Annotated in this window: 21 protein-coding genes; 7 read left to right on the forward strand and 14 right to left on the reverse strand. The window is 70.4% G+C overall.

The genetic code is table 11. The features are described from left to right. The first annotated feature begins 114 nt into the window (after nucleotides 1-114). Nucleotides 115-333 (forward strand): hypothetical protein, encoded by a 219-nt coding sequence (locus CCN37_RS30505; RefSeq protein WP_143261872.1) that lies wholly within the window; start codon nucleotides 115-117, stop codon nucleotides 331-333. An 18-nt stretch (nucleotides 334-351) separates the two neighbouring features. On the opposite strand, the gene CCN37_RS30510 is transcribed toward CCN37_RS30505, so the two are convergent. From CCN37_RS30510 to CCN37_RS30525, 4 genes are all read right to left on the reverse strand, one after another. Next, nucleotides 352-1,230, reverse strand: coding sequence for an ABC transporter permease (locus tag CCN37_RS30510; RefSeq protein ID WP_086827481.1), 879 nt, complete (start codon nucleotides 1,228-1,230; stop codon nucleotides 352-354). Continuing rightward, nucleotides 1,227-4,094 carry an alpha/beta fold hydrolase gene (locus tag CCN37_RS30515; RefSeq protein WP_086827483.1) on the reverse strand — a complete coding sequence of 956 codons (2,868 nt, stop codon included), beginning with the start codon at nucleotides 4,092-4,094 and terminating at the stop codon, nucleotides 1,227-1,229. Before CCN37_RS30515 ends, CCN37_RS30510 begins: the two co-directional genes overlap by 4 nt. 138 nt (nucleotides 4,095-4,232) lie before the next feature. After that, the gene (locus tag CCN37_RS30520) at nucleotides 4,233-4,526 is read right to left on the reverse strand and encodes an antibiotic biosynthesis monooxygenase (RefSeq protein ID WP_210408284.1); all 294 of its coding nucleotides are present in this window, start codon (nucleotides 4,524-4,526) and stop codon (nucleotides 4,233-4,235) included. A gap of 68 nt (nucleotides 4,527-4,594) precedes the next feature. Further along, entirely contained in the window at nucleotides 4,595-4,888 is a 294-nt protein-coding gene (locus CCN37_RS30525; RefSeq protein ID WP_086827486.1) for a putative quinol monooxygenase, read from the reverse strand. 233 nt (nucleotides 4,889-5,121) lie between these two features. On the opposite strand from CCN37_RS30525, the gene CCN37_RS30530 reads away from it, so the two are divergent. Next, on the forward strand, nucleotides 5,122-6,108 hold the full coding sequence (locus CCN37_RS30530; protein ID WP_086827545.1) for a TerC family protein: 987 nt from the start codon (nucleotides 5,122-5,124) through the stop codon (nucleotides 6,106-6,108). Between the two features lie 70 nt (nucleotides 6,109-6,178). Here the strand turns inward: CCN37_RS30530 and CCN37_RS30535 are convergent, their stop codons facing one another. Next, nucleotides 6,179-7,210, reverse strand: coding sequence for an alcohol dehydrogenase catalytic domain-containing protein (locus CCN37_RS30535; RefSeq protein WP_168200933.1), 1,032 nt, complete (start codon nucleotides 7,208-7,210; stop codon nucleotides 6,179-6,181). 175 nt (nucleotides 7,211-7,385) lie between these two features. On the opposite strand from CCN37_RS30535, the gene CCN37_RS30540 reads away from it, so the two are divergent. The 3 genes from CCN37_RS30540 (at nucleotide 7,386) to CCN37_RS30550 (ending at nucleotide 10,785) form a co-directional block, all read left to right on the forward strand. Beyond that, the gene (locus CCN37_RS30540) at nucleotides 7,386-8,159 is read left to right on the forward strand and encodes an IclR family transcriptional regulator (RefSeq protein WP_143261873.1); all 774 of its coding nucleotides are present in this window, start codon (nucleotides 7,386-7,388) and stop codon (nucleotides 8,157-8,159) included. Between the two features lie 66 nt (nucleotides 8,160-8,225). After that, nucleotides 8,226-10,163 (forward strand): S9 family peptidase, encoded by a 1,938-nt coding sequence (locus CCN37_RS30545; protein ID WP_086827490.1) that lies wholly within the window; start codon nucleotides 8,226-8,228, stop codon nucleotides 10,161-10,163. Between the two features lie 70 nt (nucleotides 10,164-10,233). Further along, complete coding sequence (locus CCN37_RS30550) at nucleotides 10,234-10,785, forward strand: N-acetyltransferase (RefSeq protein WP_086827492.1); 552 nt, start codon at nucleotides 10,234-10,236, stop codon at nucleotides 10,783-10,785. Here CCN37_RS30550 and CCN37_RS30555 read toward each other — a convergent pair. From CCN37_RS30555 to CCN37_RS30565, 3 genes are all read right to left on the reverse strand, one after another. Then, nucleotides 10,767-11,423 carry an RES family NAD+ phosphorylase gene (locus CCN37_RS30555; RefSeq protein WP_030431495.1) on the reverse strand — a complete coding sequence of 219 codons (657 nt, stop codon included), beginning with the start codon at nucleotides 11,421-11,423 and terminating at the stop codon, nucleotides 10,767-10,769. The two genes, CCN37_RS30550 and CCN37_RS30555, sit on opposite strands and share 19 nt — an antisense overlap. A gap of 49 nt (nucleotides 11,424-11,472) precedes the next feature. Further along, nucleotides 11,473-12,057, reverse strand: coding sequence for a DNA-binding protein (locus CCN37_RS30560; protein WP_086827494.1), 585 nt, complete (start codon nucleotides 12,055-12,057; stop codon nucleotides 11,473-11,475). Between the two features lie 180 nt (nucleotides 12,058-12,237). Then, nucleotides 12,238-13,512: a glycosyltransferase 87 family protein gene (locus CCN37_RS30565; RefSeq protein WP_086827496.1), complete on the reverse strand. Its 1,275-nt coding sequence runs from the start codon at nucleotides 13,510-13,512 to the stop codon at nucleotides 12,238-12,240. 247 nt (nucleotides 13,513-13,759) lie between these two features. Here CCN37_RS30565 and CCN37_RS30570 point away from each other — a divergent pair, with 247 nt between their 5' ends. Continuing rightward, complete coding sequence (locus tag CCN37_RS30570; protein WP_086827498.1) at nucleotides 13,760-15,418, forward strand: DUF885 family protein; 1,659 nt, start codon at nucleotides 13,760-13,762, stop codon at nucleotides 15,416-15,418. A gap of 55 nt (nucleotides 15,419-15,473) precedes the next feature. After that, nucleotides 15,474-15,953, forward strand: coding sequence for a hypothetical protein (locus tag CCN37_RS30575; protein WP_143261874.1), 480 nt, complete (start codon nucleotides 15,474-15,476; stop codon nucleotides 15,951-15,953). Between the two features lie 41 nt (nucleotides 15,954-15,994). Here the strand turns inward: CCN37_RS30575 and CCN37_RS30580 are convergent, their stop codons facing one another. From CCN37_RS30580 to CCN37_RS41125, 6 genes are read right to left on the reverse strand one after another with little or no spacing between them, the layout of a single operon-like run. Further along, nucleotides 15,995-16,312 (reverse strand): DUF3618 domain-containing protein, encoded by a 318-nt coding sequence (locus tag CCN37_RS30580; RefSeq protein ID WP_086827503.1) that lies wholly within the window; start codon nucleotides 16,310-16,312, stop codon nucleotides 15,995-15,997. Continuing rightward, entirely contained in the window at nucleotides 16,309-16,710 is a 402-nt protein-coding gene (locus CCN37_RS30585) for a phage holin family protein (RefSeq protein WP_086827505.1), read from the reverse strand. The genes CCN37_RS30580 and CCN37_RS30585 overlap by 4 nt, the downstream gene beginning before the upstream one ends. 26 nt (nucleotides 16,711-16,736) lie before the next feature. Then, nucleotides 16,737-17,087: a hypothetical protein gene (locus CCN37_RS30590; protein WP_086827507.1), complete on the reverse strand. Its 351-nt coding sequence runs from the start codon at nucleotides 17,085-17,087 to the stop codon at nucleotides 16,737-16,739. Between the two features lie 52 nt (nucleotides 17,088-17,139). After that, the gene (locus CCN37_RS30595) at nucleotides 17,140-17,718 is read right to left on the reverse strand and encodes a DUF1349 domain-containing protein (protein WP_086827509.1); all 579 of its coding nucleotides are present in this window, start codon (nucleotides 17,716-17,718) and stop codon (nucleotides 17,140-17,142) included. Continuing rightward, nucleotides 17,715-18,338 carry a TetR/AcrR family transcriptional regulator gene (locus tag CCN37_RS30600; protein WP_086827511.1) on the reverse strand — a complete coding sequence of 208 codons (624 nt, stop codon included), beginning with the start codon at nucleotides 18,336-18,338 and terminating at the stop codon, nucleotides 17,715-17,717. The genes CCN37_RS30595 and CCN37_RS30600 overlap by 4 nt, the downstream gene beginning before the upstream one ends. Nucleotides 18,339-18,359: 21 nt before the next feature. Next, entirely contained in the window at nucleotides 18,360-20,198 is a 1,839-nt protein-coding gene (locus tag CCN37_RS41125) for a class I SAM-dependent methyltransferase (RefSeq protein WP_210408285.1), read from the reverse strand. Nucleotides 20,199-20,339: the final 141 nt, after the last annotated feature.

A 20,339-nucleotide genomic window follows, 5' to 3' on the forward strand; every position in this document is an offset into this window, starting at 1 on the left:
GTTTCGTACTCATAGCGGGAGGGAGCACTCTCCGGCCGTTATGAGTACGAAACGGGAAAGGGTGACGGCGGTGGGAAGTTGACCTTGAGGGGGTGGAGGGTGTTCGGTGAGGGCATGGTGACCATCGCCGCCGCGACCTACGTCTTCTCCGATCGCCTGGTGACCTTCCTGGCGATCCTGCTGACAGTCATGATCGGGTTGCTGATGACGGGGGAGCCGCGCACCGACGGCGTCAGCCGGGGCCGGATCGCGGTCGCCATCGCGGTGCCCCTGCTGGTGGTCGCCGCCGCCGTCCTGCTGCCCAGCGGCGGTGTCGGGCTCCTCTGGTTCTGAGCGCGTTTCTGGCGCAGCTCAGCTGGTGATGTCCTTGCGCGCGAACCGCCGCACGGCCAGCAGCACGAAGAACGTGCCGTAGGCCAGCGAGGAGAACGCGCCCGCCGCCATGTTCGACCAGTCGATGTCGGTGCTCAGCAGGTCCGCCCACGCCGTGGAGTAGTGCGTCGGCAGGAACTCGCGCAGGGAACCGAGATCGGTGATCTGGTTGAGGATCTGCGACACGATGGACACCAGCGCCGCCCCGCCGACCGCGCTCAGCGGCGCGTCCGTGGACACCGACAGCAGCAGCGCGAGCCCGGCCACCCAGAACAGGTGCACGGCCAGGTAGCACAGGGCCAACGCCAGAGCGGTGAGGCCGTCGGCGAGCGGAACGGACTCGCCGGTGGGCGTCACCATGTCGCCCGCGCCGTACCAGATCAGCCCCACGGCCAACGACATCGCGGGCAGCACGAGCAGGCCGAGCACCGACAACATGCCGGAGACCAACGCCTTCTGCCGCAACAGCCGCCCGCGCGGGACCGGGATCGCCAGCAGGTACTTCAGGCTGGACCACGAGGCCTCACTGGCCACGGTGTCGCCGAAGAACAGCGCCACCACCACGACCAGCAGGAAGTTCGCCGACGCGAACAGCGCGAAGGTGACGAAGTTCTGCCCGCTCGCCGTCGCCAGGTCGACGAGCCCGCCCTGGCGGCGCGCCGTGCTGTTGGAGCCCAGCTCGAAGGCCAGCAGCAACACCACCGGCAGCACCGCGAGCAGGCCGAGCGTGACCTGAGTGCGCCGCCTGCCGAACTGCCTGGCCAGCTCCACGCGCAGCGGCAGCGTCCGGCCCTCGCGGTAGCCCGCGATCGCGCCGTCCGCCCGCGTCTCAGTCGATGAAACCGAACCCTCGCTCACTGCACCGACTCCTCACCGACGAGCTGCAGGAAGGCGTCTTCGAGCCGCCGCCGCGGCCCCGCCTGCTCCACCGCGATCCCCGCCTGCACCAGCGCGGCGACCGCGGTCGCCCTGGGCAGCACGCCCAGCTCCGCGGAGACGAACTCGCCCTCCGCGCTCACCTCGCTGACGCCCTCCAGCGTGCGCAGCGTGTTCACCGCCGTGCTCGGCCGGTCCACCCGGAACGAGGCCGCGCCACCGCCCGCGACGATCTCGGCGACCTCACCGGAGGCGACGAGGCGGCCCCGGTGCATCACCACGACGTGGCTGCACGTCTGCTCGACCTCGGCGAGCAGGTGGCTGGAGACCACCACCGTCCGCCCGGTCGCCGCGTAGCGCCGCAGCACGTCGCGCATCTGGTGGATCTGCGGCGGGTCGAGGCCGTTGGCCGGTTCGTCGAGCACCAGCAGGTCCGGCAGGCCCAGCATCGCCTGGGCGATGGCCAGCCGCTGCCGCATGCCCTGGCTGTAGGTGCCGACGCGCCGCCGCACCGCCTTGCCGAGCCCCGCGATCTCCAGCGCCTCGTCGAAGCCCGCCTCCTCGGCGGGCCTGCCGGTCGCCGCCCAGTACAGCCGCAGGTTCGCCGTGCCGGAGAGGTGCGGCAGGAAACCCGAACCCTCCACGAAGGAGCCGATCCGCGAGAGCACCGGGGCTCCGCTGTGCACGCGGTGGCCGAAGACCCGGATCTCGCCGTCGGTCGGCTGGACCAGGCCCATCAGCATCCGCAGCGTCGTGGTCTTGCCCGCGCCGTTGGGCCCGAGCAGGCCGAGCACCTGGCCGCGCTCGACGGTGAAGGACAACCCGTCCACCGCGGTGAGCCCGCCCTTGTACTCCTTGCGCAGACCGCTGATCACCAACGGAGTGTCCACAAAGGACTCGTCGATGTCGTCCGCGCGCCGCCTGCGGAACCTGGCGATCAGCGCGGCGATCGCGGCGATCGCGAGCACGGCGCCGATGCCGACGAGCGCCCCGACCGGAGCGGGGGAGGCGCTGCGCGTGCCGGGAACGACCGGGACCGACAGCGCGGGATCGGCCAGCTCGACGAGGTGCGTGGCCGGTTCGGCGGCACCGGCGAAGGACTGGTCCGTCGTGGCGAGCACGACCTGCATCCGGTGTCCGGTCTCGATCGGCCGAACCACGCCGGGCAGCGCGACGGTCACCTCGACGGGAGAGCCGTCAGCGGGGAGCCCGGTGACGCGCACCGGCGCGACCGCTCCACCAGCGAGCGTTCGCCGCCCGTCCTGGCTGACGTCGTAGAGCTTGCCGAAGAGCACGGCCTCGCCCGTCGTGGGCTGACCGGGGATGGACCGCACCCTGACGCGGACGCTTGCCGACCCCGCAACAAGCACCTGTTCGGTCAGCGGCTGCGTCGTGAAGCTCGCGGACTGGCCGGGGATGTCGATGGCCAGCCCGCTGCTCACCGCCGACGACGAGCCGCCGATCCTGTCGGAGAGCCCGGGGAAGCCGCTGATGGCCGCCGGGTTGCCACCCGCCGGGTTGATCACCGGCTGGGCCTTGCCGGTCAGCTCGAAACGCTCGCGTGCGACGGCCTGCTGCCCGTGCAGCCCCGGGTAGCCCGCCGCGACGACCTCGCGCACGGACACGCCACCGCCGGTGCGGAAAGCGCCCTGCACCGCGTAGGAGAACCCGGTACCGGGATCGGCGCCCTGACCGGAGAGGTGGAAGGAGAACCAGTCGCCGATCTGCCCGCGCAGCAACGGTCCCGGCCCGCCGCCGTCGTGGCCGCCCGCGTACCAGATCGTCTTGACCTTGCCGCCCGCCCCGGCGATCTGCCTGGCGTTGGCGTCGGACTGGTCGAGACCGAAGAGCGTGTCCCGCTCGCCCTGCACGATCAGCGACGGCACCGTGATCTTGTCGGCGACGCTGACCGGCGAGGAGCGCCGCAGCAGGTCGATGGTCTGCTGGCTGGCCCTCCCGGTGGTGGCCACCTCCGTGTAGGCCGCGCAGACCTCGGGCCGGAACCGCCCGCAGGTCGCCGGTCCCTGCCCAGGACCGCCGGGGGTCGGTGCCGTGCGCTCTTGGGGCTGAGCGGCCGGAGCGGGCGCGTTCGTCCCGCTGGAGGGCACTCCGGGCTCGGGAGCCTCAGGTCCTGCCGCGCCGCCGCCGGTGCTCGCCGGGCCGAGCCCCGAGGAGAAGAACATGCCAGCCCACGCGCGCTTGAACACGCCGCCGTCCGCGCCTCCGCCGCCCGCCGGAGTGCCGGGAGCCGCAGGGTCGCGCGTCGCCGCGTTCGGGATGAGCGCTTGGGCGAGGTCGTTCCAGGTGATCACCGGCGCGATCGCGTCGACGCGCCGGTCCACCCCGGCCAGCATCAGCGACAGCGCGCCGCCGTAGGAACCGCCGGTCACGCCCACCCGGGGATCGCCGGGCCCGTCGAGCGCCACCTCCGGCTGCCGGGACAGCCAGCTCACCAGCTGCTCGGCGTCGGCGATCTCGTAGTCACGCGCGTTCAACGCGATCTGGCCGGTCGAGCGGCCGAAACCGCGCGCGGAGTAGGCGAGCACCACGAAACCCCGGTTGGCCAGCTCCGCGGCGTCCGTGGCGACCGAGTCCTTGTTGCCGCCGAAGCCGTGGGCGACGATCACCGCGGGGGCCGGTGTCCGCTCCGGCAGGTAGAGCGTGGCGTCGATCTGCACCCGCTCGTTCCGCTGCGGGCCGTCGACGACGTCGAGCAGCACGGGACGGGTGGTGACGGGGGCGGGGGCGGCCGGGGTGTTCGACCACAGCACGACCCCGCCGGAGATCAGCAGGGCGACGAGGGCGAGCAGGGGCAACGCCCGGTTTCGGGAGCGCGGGACGGGCACGGCGCCGACGGTATGCGAACTCCCGTGAGCAAGGCGTCACAGAACGTGGAATCGATACGTGTCCGGGACCAAGGCCCGAAGTGCGCTGTGTCCGTCGTCACTTCGGCCGCGGTTCAGTCGACAGTTCAGTCGCGCGGGTCAGTCACGCAGGTCGACCACGTGTTCAACGCACGGTGGCTCGGCGAAGTATTCGCAGACTCCCGCTCGCCACGACAGGAAACCGTCGGAACCGTAGAAACCTTCGATGTGAGATTCGAGTGAAACCCACTCCGAGAACAGCAGAAAACGGTTCGGCTGCTCGATGCCGCGCACCAGCCGGAGCATCCGGCAGCCGGGCGAGTCGGCGATGTGCCTGCGCGCCTCGCGGTAGGCGGCGATGAACGCGTTCTCGTCACCGGGACGGATGATGATCTCGGCGATCGTGACGATCACGTCGCAGATCGTCGCACGGCCGGGGTGCCGAGCCCAGCCGTGACTTTTGTCAGCACCCCTCGGCGCCCTCACTCACCAGCGGGAACGAAGTGTTCGACCCTCGGGGTGCCGACGAGGAAGCGGCCGATGCCCTCCCTCCAACGGGTGAAGGCGGGGGAGGCCCGGAAGCCGTCGACGTGCGCGGCGACGCTGTCCCACTCCACGAGCAGCACGAACCGGCTCGGGTTCTCAACGCCCCTGGTCAGACGGGCGGAGCGGCAACCGGGGCTGCCCAGGACGTGCTCGACGGCCGCCCGGTAGGCGGCTTCGAACTCCTCTTCCTCGCCCGGCTGGACAAGGATCTCGGCGACTTCGAGGATCATGGCCGCACATCGTCCCAGCCGCTCCGGGGCGCGTGCAGCGTGTGTCCGCTCACCCCGGCTGGTGCCGGGGCGGTCGGGCGTGAGAATCTTGTTCCGTTGTTGGAGGGGAGTATTCCTTCGCGGCGGCATCGTCATCACGGAGGTTCTCCTCCCGGTGCCGTCGGTCGACTGGACGACAGTCGGCGGAAGAGACCTCCGGTCAATGGCACATGCCTGTGAACCGGAGGTGAATGGTGAACGTTCCCGTCTGGCTGTGGATCGCGACGATCGTCGGCCTGCTCGTTCTGATCGCGATCGATCTGGTGATCGTGGACAGAAAGCCGCACGAGGTCACGATCGGTGAGGCGTCCAGATGGGTCGTCTTCTACGTCGCTCTCGCGATTCTGTTCGGACTCGGCATCTGGATGTTTTCCGGGTGGCAGTTCGCCGGTGAGTTCTTCGCCGGCTACATCACCGAGTACTCGCTGTCGATCGACAATCTCTTCATCTTCGTCATCATCATGTCGACCTTCTCGGTCCCGGCGATCCACCAGCACAAGGTGCTGCTGATCGGCATCCTGATGGCGCTGGTCATGCGCGGTGCGTTCATCGCGGCCGGCGCCCAGCTCATCGAGCGCTTCACCTGGGTCTTCTTCCTCTTCGGCGCGTTCCTGATCTACACCGGCTGGAAGCTGGCGTTCACCGGGCACGACGACGAGGAGTTCAAGGAGAACGCGCTGCTGCGGATCGTCCGCAAGGTCCTCCCGGTCACCAAGGACTACCACGAGGCCAAGTCCTTCGTGCGCATCGACGGCAAGCGCTGGGTCACCCCGATGTTCGTGGTGATGGTGGCCATCGGCTCCACCGACCTGCTCTTCGCGCTGGACTCGATCCCGGCGATCTTCGGCCTCACCAAGGAGACCTACCTGGTCTTCACCGCCAACGCCTTCGCGCTGATGGGCCTGCGGCAGCTGTACTTCCTCATCGGCGGCCTGCTGAACAAGCTCGTCTACCTCTCCATCGGCCTCTCGGTGATCCTGGGCTTCATCGGCGTGAAGCTGATCCTGGAAGCGCTGGCCGGCAACCAGCTGTCGTTCATCAACGGCGGTCAGCCGGTGCCCGTGCCGCACATCGGCATCGAGCTCTCGCTCTCGGTCATCGTCGGCGTCCTGGCGATCACCACGATCGCCAGCCTGATCAAGGTCCGCCGCGACCCGGAGGCGGTCAAGCAGCTCGACTAGCTGCGGCTCGAACACGACGGGGGCCGGTGCCGCGCGCGCCGGCCCCCGTTCGCGTTCTCAGGTGGTGTTCTCAAGCGGCGTTGGGTTGGACGACGACCTTCAGCTGGGTGCGGTCGGAGAGCGCGGTCTCGATGGCCTGGCCGGTGTGCGCCAGCGAGAACCGCGCGGTGACCAGCCCGGACAGCCGGACGCGGCCGGTGCCGGACCACCCGATGGCGCTGCGGAAGGCGGCCGGGCCGTAGCGGAAGCAGCCGACCAGGTCGACCTCCCACCGCTGCACGTAGCCCAGCGGAGCCGCCGGCCAGCGCTGCGGGACGCCGACGAGCGCGATCACCCCGCCGGGCTTGAGCGACTCCACCGCTTCCAGGGCCGTGGCCGCGCCGGAGCACTCCAGCATCCGGTCGATGCTCGCCCCGGGCAGCTCGTCGGTGTTGAGGTCCACGACGGGACCGGGGTGCAGCCTGCGGGCCAGCTCCAGGCGCTGCGGGTGCACGTCGGCGACGGTGACCTCCAGCGCTCCGGCCGCGAGCGCCGCCTTGGCGGTGAGCAGGCCGATGGGGCCGGCGCCCGTGACGAGCACCCGGTGCCCCGTCGCGACCCTGGCGCGGTGCACGGCCCAGCAGCCGACCGCCAGCGGCTCGATCAGCACGCCCTCTTCCGGGTTGAGCCGCTCCGGCAGGGGGTGGGCGAGCCGGTGCTCGATCACCACGTGCTCGCGCAGCGCGCCGTTGGTCGGCGGCGAGCCGAGGCAGAAACCGCTGGGGCACAGGTTGGATCGGCCGCTGCGGCAGATCAGGCAGACCCCGCAGGAGGTCGCGGGTTCGAGCGCGACCTGCCTGCCGAGCAGCCTCGGCGGCGTGCCCTCGCCGACGCCGACGACGATCCCGGACGCCTCGTGGCCGAGGACGGTGGGCGCGCTCAGCACCGTGGGGCCGTTGAAACCGTCGACGTAGTAGTTGAGGTCGGTCCCGCAGAGGCCGACCCGCTCGATCTGGACGAGGACCTGGCCGGGACCTGGTCGCGGCCTGTCCACCTCCTCCAGCCGGACATCGCGCGGCCCGTGCAGCACCGCGGCGAACTCGCGCTCGGTGAACTGGGTCATCCGGCACCTCCCCGAAGGCACGTGATCCCACTGGAGTGATCGACCGCGCCGAGGGCACTCCTGATCGGCCGACCGGGGGCTCTGCCGGGGAATATGCCCGAAATGTTCCACGTTGTGGAACGGCGGGGGCGCTGCTTGAATTGTCGGTCGCAGATCAACGCGGCGAGGAGTGCCAATGACAGCCGAGACCGGGGGCAACGGGCGTTCGTCGTCCTCCGGCAACGCCGTGGAGAAGGCGCTGCGGGTGCTGGAGGCGGTGTCCATGCCGGGCTCCCCGCACCGGCTCGCCGAGATCGCCGCGACGGCCGGGGTGCCCAAACCCAGCGCCCACCGCATCCTCGGCACCTTCGCCGAGCGCGGGTTCGTGCACAGCCACGGCGGCGGGCGGTACGCGCCCGGGCCCCGGCTGCGCGCGATGGCCGCACAGGTCGCGGGGGATGACGACCGAGGGGTGGACCAGGTCCTCGCGGAGCTGCAACGCCAAGTGGGCCATACGGTGCACCTCGCGCTGCGAGCGGGGGACCGCGCGGTTTACACCCACAAGGTGGAAGCCGATCAACCCTTCCGGACCTCCTCGCGGATCGGCATGTGGCTGCCGCTGCACAGCACGGCGATCGGCAAGTGCGTGCTGGCGCACCTCGGCGTGACCGAGCGCGATGACGTCCTCGGCGGCGCCGGGTTGGCGCGGCGGACCCCGGCCACCATCACCGAGCGCGAGCAGTTGGACACCGAACTCGCCGAGGTCCGGCGGCGTGGCTACGCCGTCGACGACGAGGAGAACGAGGCCTCGATCCGCTGCGTCGCCGCGCCGTTGCTGGACGCTTCCGGGCGCCCGGTCGGCGCCGTCAGCGTGTCCGGAGTGGCCTTCCTCGTCAGCCGCGAACAGATCGAGGCCTTCGCGCCCGAGGTACGCCATGCGGCCCAATCGCTGGCGGCCGTGCTGTTCTAGCGAGGTGTACAACGATGGCAACTTTTTTTCGTACGCCTTGCTAAGTGTCAGGTACGGTCCGGGTTCATGCGACCGGATGACATTGCGCTGCTGCACACTCCCGGAACGTTGTCCCTGCACGGAGATCTGCTCCTGACCGACGTGGCGCGGCCGGACCTGACGGCCAACGCCTACCGCTCCGCGCTGTGGCGAATTCCGCTCTCCGGAGCCCAGGAGGCGCCGAAACGGCTGACCTTCGGCACGCGCGACTCCGCGCCTCGCATCTCCCCGGACGGCGAGTGGGTGGCGTTCCTGCGCGTCGCGGAGGAGGGCGGCAAGCCGCAGCTGCACGTCATGCCGACCACCGGTGGCGACGCCCGCGCGGTCACCGCGTTGCCGCTCGGCGTGGACGTCCCCGTGTGGGCCCCGGATTCCCGTCGCATCGCTTTCGTGGCGCGCATTCCCGAGGAAGGTCGCTACGGCACCGAAGAGGGCGTGACGGCGGCCAAGGAGGCCCCCAGGCGCTTCACCGGCTACCAGTACCGCCTCGACAACGTCGGCTTCTTCAGCGACCGGCGGCCACGGTTGTTCGTCGTCGACGCGCTGGACCTCGACGCCGAGCCGGCCCAGCTGACCGACGGCTCCGTTCACGTCGCTTCCCCGGCGTGGACGACCGACGGAGCGCATCTCTTAGTCACCGCCGCTCGCGACCTCGACGCCTGGGACACCTTGCACGAGGACATCTATTCGGTCCCAACCGATGGAAGCGGTGAGCTGACCCTCGCCGTGCGTTCCGCTGGCGGGGTCGAGCACCCCGTGGTGCTGCCGGACGGCGATGTTCTGTACTACGGCATCGAGTTCGAGGGCATCCACGCGGTCGCGCGCAACAGCGGGCTCTTCCGCGCGCCCCTGCGCATCGGTGGCGAGCCGACCACCGGCACGCGGCTCACCGACACCGAGACCGTTGACTGCGAATCCGGTTCTGGTGCACCGGTTCCGGTCTCCGGCGGTGTGCTGGTCGTGGTGCGCGTGCGCGGGGCGAACGAACTGCGCCTGGTGCCGGACGGTGCGGAAGCCGCTGTGCTGGACGAGCTGAAGCCGGTGCTCGGCGAGCGCGGTGTGGTCAACGCCTTCACCGCGGACGGTGACCGCATCGCCGCCGTTGTGTCCACAGTGGACAGTCCGGGCGAGGTCGTCACCCTTGAAGCGGAGAACCCCGTGGTGCGCACCGGCTTCGCCGCCGAAGTGCGGGCGACCGGGCTGCGCGAGACGATCGAGATCACCGGGACCTCGCCGGACGGCTACCCGGTACACGGCTGGCTCGTGCTGCCGGAGGGCGAGGGCCCGCACCCCGTCCTGCTCAACGTGCACGGTGGGCCTTTCCGTTACTACGGTTGGGGTTTCTTCGACGAGGCCCAGGTGTACGCGAACGCCGGGTACGCCGTGGTGCTGCCGAACCCCCGTGGCTCGGCGGGGTACGGCGAGAAGCACGGCCGCGCGATCATCGGCGCGATGGGCACCGTCGACGCCGATGACGTGCTCGCGCTGCTGGACGCCGCGGTGGAGCGCCCCGACTGCGACGCCGAACGCGTTGGTGTGATGGGCGGATCGTACGGCGGCTTCATGGCGAGCTGGCTGGCCGCGCACCACGGAGAACGCTTCAAGGCGGCGTGGAGCGAGCGCGCGGTCAACGCGTGGGACTCCTTCACCGGCTCCTCCGACATCGGGTGGTACTTCGCGGAGGCTTACTGCGGCGCGGACCCGGAGGCGCAGCGCCAGCAGAGCCCGCTCTACCACGCGGACAAGGTCACGATTCCGTTCGCCGTGGTGCACTCCGAAGAGGACTGGCGCTGTCCGATCGAGCAGGCGCAGCGGCAGTTCGTCGCCTTGCGCCGCAACGGAGTCGCCGCAGAGTTCCTGCTCTTCCCAGGTGAGGGCCACGAACTCAGCCGCAGCGGACTGCCGCGCCACCGCGAGCAGCGCTTCGCCGCCGTGCTCGACTGGTGGAGCAGACACCTGGTGTAGCTCAAACCGATATCGAGACATTGAAGAAATCGGCTCGCCGTTTGCGGCCGCTTGGCGCACGCTTCCACGCATGACGTGGACAGTGCGCCGGGCGGCCGCAGCGGATGCGGCGGAGATCGCCCGTATCAACGTGAACTCGTGGCGGCGGGCGTACAGAGGGATCGTGGCCGACGACTTCCTCGACTCGATGGACCCCGAACAGCGCGTGCCCGGCTGGGAGCGGTGGATCGCTTCTCCAGCACCGTCGGCGGTGTTCGTCACGGTCGACGAGACCGGCCGGATCGGTTCCTACGCGGGCGTGGGCGCGGCCCGCCCGGAAGAGGACCAGGAGGACTTCCCGGAGCCGACCGGGGAGCTCTACGCGATCTACGCCGACCCCGACCTGTGGGGGACCGGGGCCGGCGGTGCCGTGCACCGCGTCGCGCTGCGGCACCTCGCGGAGAGCGGGTTCACCGCGGCCGTGCTGTGGGTGCTCGCCGACAACGCCCTGGCGCGCAACTTCTACCGCTCACAGGGCTGGCAGGACGACGATGTGCACAAGGACTTCGAGCTGAACGGGAAGCACTTGCCCGAGCGCAGGTACTCGGTGCGGTTGCGCGTGGATCATCCCAACAGCGTGTAGTTCAGCTCCTGGCAGATCCGGCCCAGCGGCAGGTCGAGGCCGGGGTGGTCCAGGGGCAGCAGGACGTCGGGCGTCGCGGGCATGCCGCTGCCGCCCGGCGGGTCCCACAGGCAGATCGCCGGATTGCCGGAGTCCATCGAGGAGCGGTACCAGAGCCCGTCGAGCTCCGGGTAGGCCGCGCGGATCACCCTGGCCCACGCCTGGGTCCGGTTCTTCGGGCCACTGCTCATCGCCTGCGAGGCACCGGCCCGCGTCGGCCACAACCCGGCCAGGTCGAGCAGCCGCAGCGTCCGCTTGGGGCGCATGACCACCAGGTGCGGGCTGCGGGTGCGGCGGTCCACCGTGGAGGTCGCCTGGAACACCTCGGCCACGCTCGTGCGCACGGACAGGCCGAAGTAGAGCACGCCGTTCTCGTGCGTCTCCTGGTAGACGCCGCCCACGGCGGGCGGGTGCGGGTCGAAGCGCGCGTGCGGCAGCGGGCCCGCGTAGCGGAAGGAGTTCCACCGCTGGGGGTGGGTGCCTCCCGCGGCGAAGATCCTCACCAGGCGGGTGGCCCTGTGCACCGCGACCACGTCCTCGGTGCGGCGGAGCAGGGCCTGCAGGGCAGCTGCGGACGGCGGCTGGGGGAGCCGTGCCATTCGTGTCCTACTCGTCTCGGTCGTTGGCGACTGGCGTGACGAGTTCTCGTCAGGCCGGGGTCCCCAGTACCGAGGCGAGCTGGGCCACCGGCTGCGGGTCGCCCCCGGCGAGCAACCAGTCCCGAGGCGTTGCTGCGCGGTCGCCGAGCATCAGGTCCTCCTGGAGCGTCGTCATGAAGGCGGCCACCACCAGCGGCGGCTGGTCGGCCGGGATCGAGGCCAGCACGACCTCCAGACCCGGCAGCACCCCGCTGTCGGTGAACTGCCACGCCGGCAGGCGCCAGCCACCCCGATCCTTCCATCCCGTCAAGCGACCCGCGCTCACGCGGTGCCTGATCCGGCTGGTGTCCACGTCCAGGCAGCGCGCGGCGTCGGCGACCGAGAGGGCCGAGTCGCGCAGCACGGCCTGGGCGGCGACGGACTTCGCCCTGGGGTCGGCCTCATCGTCTGCTCGGGGCCGCAGATCGGCTCCGACCTCGGCCAACGCGGCGCGCTGGTCGGCGGAGAAGTAGGCGGAGGGGTCCGGGTGCGGCGGTGCCAGCTTGCGCGCCGCGTCCTCCACCAGGGAGAGGAACTCGGTGGCGGTGACGCGGAGTCCCGCTCGGGCCAGGACGTCCTCCAGCGCAACACTCATACGCACAGAGTAGCGCACGCGTGCGGGTTCGTGCTCTCTGGATCGCTGAGGAGAACCAGCGGCTGCGCCGAACGGGCGTGAGAACATCACGCACAGTGAAAGAGGCTTGTGGGGAAATCACACAAGAAAGGAGTGTCCCACGGCGGGGGTGGTCATGCGGTCACGAAGGCGTGACGGGAATCACAGAACTCGGGGCTCGGTGCGCCGCAGGTACTGCGCCACATAGCCCAGTGCCAGCACGAACGCCAGCAGGTACACGTTCCGGCTCAGCGGCTCCAGCCACGCCGGGGCGTCCCAGAGGAACAGCCCGCTGTCCGGTGGCGGCGTGTGCGGCGGGGTCAGCTGGTGCACCTTCACCAGCCACGCGAAGCCCAGCAGGTACACCGCGACGATGAGCGCCGTCGCGGCCCGCTTCCCGTGCGTCAGCGCCGCGTGCAGCAGGAAGACCAGCAGCGGCACGAACCAGACCCAGTGGTGGCACCAGGAGAACGGCGAGACCATCGTGCCGGTCAGCCCGCACATGGTCACGCCCAGCAGTTCGTTGCCGCGCTTGGCCGCCCACGCCGCGACCGCGAGCCCGGCGAGGCCGAGCGCTCCCGCGACCACCAGCCACACGATCGTCGGCGGCTCGTTGGTGCCGAAGAGGCGGGCGAGCATGCCGCGCACCGACTGGTTGCTCGGCCAGATCGTCGGGCCGACCCGGCCGGAGGTGAAGAAGGTGCCGGTCCAGTACTTCAGCGCATCGCTCGGGATGATCAGGAAGCCCAGCCCGATGGTGCCGAGGAAGCTCGCCGTCGCCACGCCGGCCGCGCGGAAGCGCCGGGTCACCAGCAGGTAGACGATGAAGATCGCGGGCGTGAGCTTGATGCCCGCCGCGATGCCGACCCCGACGCCCTTCCAGCGGTTGCTCGCCCTGCTGGTGAGGTCCCAGAGCAGGATGACCAGCAGCATCAGGTTGATCTGGCCGAGCCAGAACGTGGTGCGCACCGCCTCCAGCCAGAACAGCGGGCCGGTCAGCAGCACGGTCAGCAGGACCAGGTCGCGGTTGGCGCGGTAGCCGAGGCGGCGCAGTGACAGCCAGATCGCCACGACCAGCAGCGCAAGGTTGCCCAGCGTGGACAGGATCTTCAGCGTGTCCGCGTCGAACAGGGCCAGCGGGGTGAAGATCAGCGCGGCGAAGGGGGTGTAGGTGAACTCCAGCGCGTTGAGCACCGGGCCCTCGTACAGCGGCCGTCCCTGGAGCACGATGTCGCCGCCCGCGCTGTAGACGAGCACGTCGATCATGATCTGGTGGCCGGGCCAGACGACGACCGTGGCCGCGTGCGCGGCGAGGGCCGCCACCAGCAGCACCGGGGCGAAGACCCGCAGCCAGACCGGGAGCGCGAGCGTGCGTTCGGTGACCGCGGGGGTCTGGTCACCATTGGCCTCGGACGATGACGCGGCCAGGAACGGCATGGCTCCCCATGGGGCAGGTGGGCGGGACCGGCCCAGCCTAGGCAGTGCCCGAACAGTCCGGCTTCCGGCCCCCGCCGCCCACGCGCTCCGACCCCTTGAGTGCTGAACGAGTCATTGACTCCGTTGAACGTGCTGAATGACTCGTTCAGCACGTTCAACGGACCAAACGCGACATTGGCGTGGGGTGGTGCTGAGAGGGCGCGCGGCTAGGATGCGGGACAGAAAAACAACTCTTTGGGGGTAGTGGATGTCCGTCGTGGACCGGCTCGCCGACGAACTGCTTGACGTGATCTTCGACCACAACCCGATCTTCGCCACGCTCACCGGGATGCGTGAGCGGGACCACCTGCTCGGCGGCCACTCGGCACAGCTGCAAGCGGAGCTGACGGCGCGCTACACCGACGTCCTGGAGCGCGCGCGTGCGCTGCCCGCGGACGAGCTGAGCGCGGAGGACGCGGTCACCAGGGCGGTCGTGGTGCAGAGCGCGGAGTCGGCGCTGGACCAGTTCGAGGTGCGCTTCGCGGACTTCGCGGTCACCGACGACTTCATCGCGCCGTTCGCGGAGCTGCTGGTCGCGATCCCGATGACGGTGTGCCAGACGCCGGAGCAGACCCGCGCCTACCTCGCCCGCCTCGCGGAGGTCCCGCGCGTGCTGGAGGAGCTCGGCGCGCTCAACGTCGCGGCGATCGCGGACGGGCTGCTGCCGGTGGCCCACCTCGTCCAGGGCGCGATCGACTACATCGAGCGCTATCTGGCCGACCCCGAGGCCGATGTGCTGCGCGGGCCGGTCACCGACGAGGCGTTCGCGCAGGAGCTGGACCGCGTGCTCAGCGAGCAGGTGCACCCGGCCTACGCGAAGTACCGCCAGCTGCTGATCGACGAGGTGCTGCCGCACGGCCGCCCGGAGGACAAGGCCGGGCTGTGCTGGCTGCCCGACGGCGAGCGCCGCTACGCGAAGCTGGCCAAGCTGCACACCACCACCGATCGCGCCCCGGAGGAGCTGCACCGCGTCGGCCTCGACCTGATCGCGAAGCTCGCCGACGAGTACAAGGAGATCGGCTCGCGGCTGTGGGGCACCACCGACCTCGCCGAGATCTTCGAGAAGATGCGCACCGCGCCGGAGCTGCGCTGGACCGACGCCGAGGAGATGCTGGCCGCCGCGCGCGCCGCCGTGGCGAAGGCGGAAGCCGTTGCGCCGCAGTGGTTCGGACTGCTGCCGAAGGCGAAGTGCGAGGTGCGCGAGGTGCCAGCCGCCGAAGCTCCGGCCAACCCCGCCGCCTACTACATGCAGCCGTCGCTGGACGGAGCGCGGCCGGGCATCTACTTCCTCAACACCTACCAGGCCGGCGAGCGGTTCCGCTTCGGCTGCGAGGCGCTGGCCTACCACGAGGCGGTTCCGGGCCACCACTTCCAGATCTCGCTCTCGCAGGAGCTGACGGACCTGCCGATGCTGCGCCGGATCTCGGTGGTGACGGCCTACGCGGAGGGCTGGGGGCTCTACACCGAGCGGCTGGCCGAGGAGATGGGCCTGTACTCCGACGACGTGGCCAGGCTCGGCATGCTGTCGATGGACTCGATGCGTGCGGCCAGACTCGTGGTGGACACCGGAATCCACGCGCTGGGGTGGAGCCGCCAGCAGGTGGTGGACTACCTCACCGAGAACACCCCGATGCCCGCGGTGGAGATCTCCTCGGAGACCGATCGCTACATCTCCTACCCGGGCCAGGCGCTGGCGTACATGGTGGGGCGCCTGGAGATCCTGCGGTTGCGCGCGGAGGCCCAGGCCAAGCTCGGCGAGCGCTTCGACATCCGCGCCTTCCACGACGTGGTGCTCAGCGGTGGTTCGCTGCCGCTATCGGTGCTCGCCGACGTCGTGGCCGCGTGGGCGGCGGAGCAGCAGGGATAGCAGGCGCCGCAACGGGTATCCGGCGGGGGAGTCATGTCTGGCGAAGGAGGCGTGCATGGACTCCCCACGTTCCCAGGGGCCGCCGGTGGTGTACGAGGGCCGGTGCCGCGAACCCGCCTTGCTCGTGCTCGACGCGGAGGGAGAGGCCAAGCGCGGCGGCCTCCCTCCGACGTGGCGGCCGTTGCTCGACCGCGCTCGTGTCGGATGGGTGCGGATGCCGGTCTTCCTTGAGCAGCGCGGAGACGCGTTCGCTTTCGTGCCGCAGGACGCGGAGCGCGTGTACGTCCTCGCCAACGGCAGTGCGGCCGAGGCGGCGGTGCGCGTGTCCCAGCTGCACGCCGACGTCGTCCGTTCTGTGCTGCTCGTGGACCCGATGACCGACGAGAGCAACCTCGGCGAGCTTCCCGTTCCCGTGCGGGTGGTCGCGGTCAGCGAGGACACGCGCAACGAAGCCGGTGCGCCATTACCGCTGGGGCACCCGTTCGTTGTCGAGGCGGTCGAGAAGGCGCTTCGGGAGCTAGAACCTGTTGTGTAGCAAAGAAGTAAGCCCCCGCCGATGATGGCGGGGGCTTTGCTTCAGCTGTGCTTCCTACGTTTGAACAAACGGAGCACGAGCACTCCGGCGGCAACTCCGCCCGCTGCGGTGGCTGCTCGTTTGCGGTCCACCGTGCGCGCCCAGTCGACCGCGTGGCCCACCGCGTACTGAGCTTTCTCTCGCAGCTGCTCGGCCTTCTCCTTCGCGCGTGCCTTCACGTCCAGCTTGTAGGACAAGGCATCCACGGTTCCGGCGAGCTTCGCGCGCGTGTGCAGGATGTCCTCGCGCAGCTCTTCGGGGCTCTCGGGTTCCGCGTCACCGATCACGGCGACGCCGTCGTTGCTTCGCTTCGTCGTCATCGGCCGGAGCCCTCCTTGAGCGCGGTGATGTCCTTGCGCACGTTGGCGATCGTCTGTTCCGGTACCGGCGGCACCGCCTTCGCGAGCTGCTTCTTGCCGACCACGGCCAAGATCCCCGCGACCAACAGCAGTGCCGCGCCGACGACGAACGCCGCCAGCCACGGGGCCATGCCCACCGCGAGCAGCAGCACGATTCCGGCGAACACCGTGGCGAGGCCGTAGAGCGCGATCACCCCGCTCGCCCCGAACGCCCCGGCACCGACGCCAGCGCGTTTGCCCTTCTCCTTGAGCTCGGCCTGGGCCAAGGCCATCTCGTCCCGCACCAGGCGGGAGACCTGCTCGGACAACTGCGCGACGAGTTCACCGGTCGTCGGTTCCGCGTTCGCTGTCTTCGACATCGTCAGCTCCCTTCTGACGCTGTCGGTTACCCCGATCGGCGCCGGTCAACCCGGTAGCGCAGGAGCGGGGCGTGCGTCTCGTGCTCGCGGCCGGAGCAGAACCACCTCGGCATCAGCACTTTCCAGCGCGTGCGCTCCTCGCGCGCCTGCACCCGGTCGGCGCGAGCGGGGCGCAGCACCATGCTGATCGCCAGGCCGATGGCGGCGACGTGGGTCGCGGCGTTGCCGAAGGCCTCGTGCCCGGTGGCCACGAACAGGAACCCGAGCACGCTCATGAACACGAAGCGGCGCAGCGAGTAGGCGACGAGGAACTCCTGCACGGACTCGGCACGCTCGGTCTCGGTGCGCTCGGGCTGCTGCGCGGTCCGGGTGTCCATCGCGCACCTCCTGGCCTGCTCGGGCACATCGGATACCCGGGCCGAACCCGCGCTACCCAGTTGATCTGGAGTGCACCTCGAAGTGGTGGAAACGCGTGGGGAAGCCCCTGCCCTGCGGAGACGCGCACATCGGCCCGACAAGGACCTCACCGCCCGGAGGGAGGTACGCCAGCCGCAGCATGGTGCTCGGCTCGGCCGCGCCGACGCCGTAACGGACGGTCACCGCGTCACCGGTGCGGTCGATGTGCAGGGACACCGCTTCGGTGAGCTCAGCGAGCGCGACCACTGACCAGTCGGAGAAGTCCCTGGTCACCACGGCGCTGAGGAAGTGCTCGCCGTCCACGAACTCGATCCCGGTCTTGATCCAGTTCCGCTCGTCGACCCGCAGCAGCGCGCCCGCCTGGTCGTACTGCTCGGCGTAGTCGCCGGTGAAGCTCATCCGCAGCTCGAAGTCGCCGCGCACCGGCCGCAGCAGCGCGTGCCCGGTGTCCCTGACGAAGTCGTAGTGCGTGGTGCGCCAGAAGTCGCTGTCGTCCTTCGTCGTCACCGCCAGTCCGTCCACTGTGGACCACTCGGCGGGCGGGTTGAGCCAGCTCCAGCCGGACATCCCGAACGCGGTGATGTCGCTCATGCGCGCTCCTTCTTGACCGTGTTCCGCAGCTTCGCGCGCACCACGCGCCGCGCGAGGGGGCCCAGTTCGTCGACGACCTCGACGAGCTTCGCCAGTTCCGCCAGCGTGGAGCCGGTCGGCGCGACCGGCTCGAACAGTTCGAGGCCGACGAACGTGGCGGCGACCGTCCGCGCCAGCGCGGCGGGATCGAGCAGCCCGTCCAGCGGCGAGCCGGCGAGCAGGCGGCGCAGCACGTGCTCGATCTCGCTCACCCACAGTCCGACCGCCGCCGCGGTGGCTTCGGCAACCTTGGGATCGCGCTGCGCCCCGGCCAGCATCTGCGCCAGCACGGTGACGTTGCCCGCCTCGCTCTCCTCCTCGTGCAGCCGCGCGCCGAGCGCGAGCAGGCCGGAGAACGAGTCCACCTCGGCGAAGCGCTCGCGGAAGCGCTCCACCCGCTCCTCCGTCGACACCAGGCACGCCTGCGCGAGCAGGTTGTCGACGCTGTCGAAGTGGTAGAAGACCAGTGCCTGGTTGACACCCGCGGTCGCGGCGATCGTCCTGGCGGAGACGGCTGAGATGCCCTGGGAGCGCACCGTCTCGATCGCGCCGTCGAGGAGTCGCCTGCGGGTGTCGCCCATCAGCTCACCCTAAGCGCTGGTTCAGTCCTTGCGGGCCAGCAGCCGGTAGGAGTTGCACAGCCCGTACTTCTCCGCCACGTCCTTGAGCGCCACGTCGGCCAGGACGCCCGCCGCCATCAGCGGGGTGCCCGCCGCGAAGGTCGCGCCCCTGGCGATGCGGCTGAGCGTCGACGGCGGCTCCGGGCGCCACGGCACATCGCGCTCCGGTGCCACCGCGCGCAGCGCCGTCCACGTCGCGATGAGCAGGTCAGCGGGCTGGTGCGCCTCCGCGTGCTGTTCGAGCACCACGGTGTAGCCCAGCTCGCTCAGGCGTTCGCGCAGGTTCTGGACCGGGAAGAAGTGCAGGTGCTGCGGCTGGAGCCAGATCGACCACCACTTGCCGAGCAGCTTCGCCCAGCGGCACGCGGGGTCCGGCACGTCGATCAGCAGGTAGCCGCCCGGGCGCAGCACCTTCGTCGCCGCTTCCAGCTCCAGCTGCGGGTCCTTGCTGTGCTCCAGGTAGTGGAACATGCTCACCACGTCGTAGCGGTCGGGCATGCTCGGCGCGAGGTCCACGAACATGCCCCGGTAGCCGCGCTCGACCCAGCCCCTGCGCTCGGCGATCTCGATGCCGTCGCTCATGTCCAGCCCGTGGAAGTCGGTGTCGGGCCAGATCTCCTTGGCGGCGTTGCAGAAGTGGCCGTGCCCGGTGCCCACGTCCAGCCACTTCCCCGGCGTGATGTGCGGGCGCACCGTCTCCGCCTGCGGCTGGAAGTACCCGCGCCGCGTGGCGAAGATGCCCTGCACCATGTCCTCGTTCAGCCCGTCGTAGGCATCGCGGTAGTAGAAGCCGAGTCCTTCCGCGGTCGGCTGTGGGTTGGTGAAGATGTGGCCGCACGAGCGGCATTCGTCCACTTTGAACTCACCGGGCTTGCCTTGGTTCAGGTCGCTCGTGCGCAGCCGCACCTTCAGCTCGGTGCCACGACACCACGGGCAGTCCGCGCGCTCCGGCTCGAAGAACCGGTCCAGCCCGGCCGCGATGTCGGCCTGGTACTCCGCGCGCCTGCGCTGCACCGGGTCCTCGCCGCCCGCCCGGTGCGCCGCCTCCGCGCGCAGCGCCGCCACCAGCCGCTTCGGCTCACGGACCAGGCGCAACAGGCTGTAGGACCACAGATCCGCCGGCTTGAGGTGGCGGTTGCCCGCCAGCACCATCAGCGGGTGCGCCGACCACGCGGCCAGCGCGAGGAACGCCCAACCCGGGCTGAACAGTCCGCTCGCGACGATCAGCGCGGGGATCGTCAGCACGGTGGCCGCGTCGGGGCCGATCCGGGAACCGTGCCGGACCCGCAGCACTTCGGCGTCCTCGGCCAGCACCGCGGGCGAGGACCACAGCCTCGGCGCCAGCACGACCTGTGTTCGCGCCGCCGCGTGCGGCTTCAGCTCCTTCTCCGCCTTCGCCAGCTCCACGCCGCTCGGCGCGCCCCGCTGCGGCAGCCCGACCTTGCGCAGCAACTGCTCTTCGGCCAGCACCGCGTGCCCGCCGCCGTGCCCCTTCGCCTGCCTGTCCTGGCGATACGTGCGCGGATCGACCTCGTGCAGCAGGTCGAGCACGCGCGCCGTCGGCAGGTCGCGCGGCACCAGGTTCACCACGGAGAGCCCGTCGCGCCCCGCCAGCTCGCGAGCGGCCACCTCGGTGACCTGGTCGACCACGACTCCCTTGGCGCGCACCATGCGCAGCGCGGAACCCCGTCCGTCCACTTCGGACTTCCCGGTGCGCTGCCTCGGCACCAGCGGCAGCACCGGGAGCCCCGCCAGCCTGCGCCGCTTGGCCAGCGCGTCGAGCACCGTCACCACCACCGCGGCCACCGGCAGGATGCGCACAGCCTTGGACCACCCACGCTTCGCCATATCGCAGATATCGGCATCTACCAGCGGTAACCCGATTACCCGATCTTGTGGGTGATGCCGTGCGCCAGGTGCTTGCCTGTCCACCGATGGTGACGAACCCCGGTCCCGGGCACG

It is taken from the genome of Allokutzneria sp. NRRL B-24872 (genome assembly GCF_002155965.1).
In the GTDB taxonomy this organism is placed as follows: Bacteria; Actinomycetota; Actinomycetes; order Mycobacteriales; family Pseudonocardiaceae; genus Allokutzneria.

Coding starts and splice junctions, on each gene's coding strand:
- CCN37_RS30580 (WP_086827503.1), bottom strand. CDS start 16,312: ATGACGACGAAGCGAAGCAACGACGGCGTCGCCGTGATCGGTGACGCG.
- CCN37_RS30565 (WP_086827496.1), bottom strand. CDS start 13,512: ATGCCGTTCCTGGCCGCGTCATCGTCCGAGGCCAATGGTGACCAGACC.
- CCN37_RS30540 (WP_143261873.1), top strand. CDS start 7,386: ATGACAGCCGAGACCGGGGGCAACGGGCGTTCGTCGTCCTCCGGCAAC.
- CCN37_RS30560 (WP_086827494.1), bottom strand. CDS start 12,057: ATGAGTGTTGCGCTGGAGGACGTCCTGGCCCGAGCGGGACTCCGCGTC.
- CCN37_RS30600 (WP_086827511.1), bottom strand. CDS start 18,338: ATGGGCGACACCCGCAGGCGACTCCTCGACGGCGCGATCGAGACGGTG.
- CCN37_RS30535 (WP_168200933.1), bottom strand. CDS start 7,210: ATGACCCAGTTCACCGAGCGCGAGTTCGCCGCGGTGCTGCACGGGCCG.
- CCN37_RS30545 (WP_086827490.1), top strand. CDS start 8,226: ATGCGACCGGATGACATTGCGCTGCTGCACACTCCCGGAACGTTGTCC.
- CCN37_RS30570 (WP_086827498.1), top strand. CDS start 13,760: ATGTCCGTCGTGGACCGGCTCGCCGACGAACTGCTTGACGTGATCTTC.
- CCN37_RS30525 (WP_086827486.1), bottom strand. CDS start 4,888: ATGATCCTCGAAGTCGCCGAGATCCTTGTCCAGCCGGGCGAGGAAGAG.
- CCN37_RS30590 (WP_086827507.1), bottom strand. CDS start 17,087: ATGGACACCCGGACCGCGCAGCAGCCCGAGCGCACCGAGACCGAGCGT.
- CCN37_RS30555 (WP_030431495.1), bottom strand. CDS start 11,423: ATGGCACGGCTCCCCCAGCCGCCGTCCGCAGCTGCCCTGCAGGCCCTG.
- CCN37_RS30505 (WP_143261872.1), top strand. CDS start 115: ATGGTGACCATCGCCGCCGCGACCTACGTCTTCTCCGATCGCCTGGTG.
- CCN37_RS30575 (WP_143261874.1), top strand. CDS start 15,474: ATGGACTCCCCACGTTCCCAGGGGCCGCCGGTGGTGTACGAGGGCCGG.
- CCN37_RS30550 (WP_086827492.1), top strand. CDS start 10,234: ATGACGTGGACAGTGCGCCGGGCGGCCGCAGCGGATGCGGCGGAGATC.
- CCN37_RS30585 (WP_086827505.1), bottom strand. CDS start 16,710: ATGTCGAAGACAGCGAACGCGGAACCGACGACCGGTGAACTCGTCGCG.
- CCN37_RS30595 (WP_086827509.1), bottom strand. CDS start 17,718: ATGAGCGACATCACCGCGTTCGGGATGTCCGGCTGGAGCTGGCTCAAC.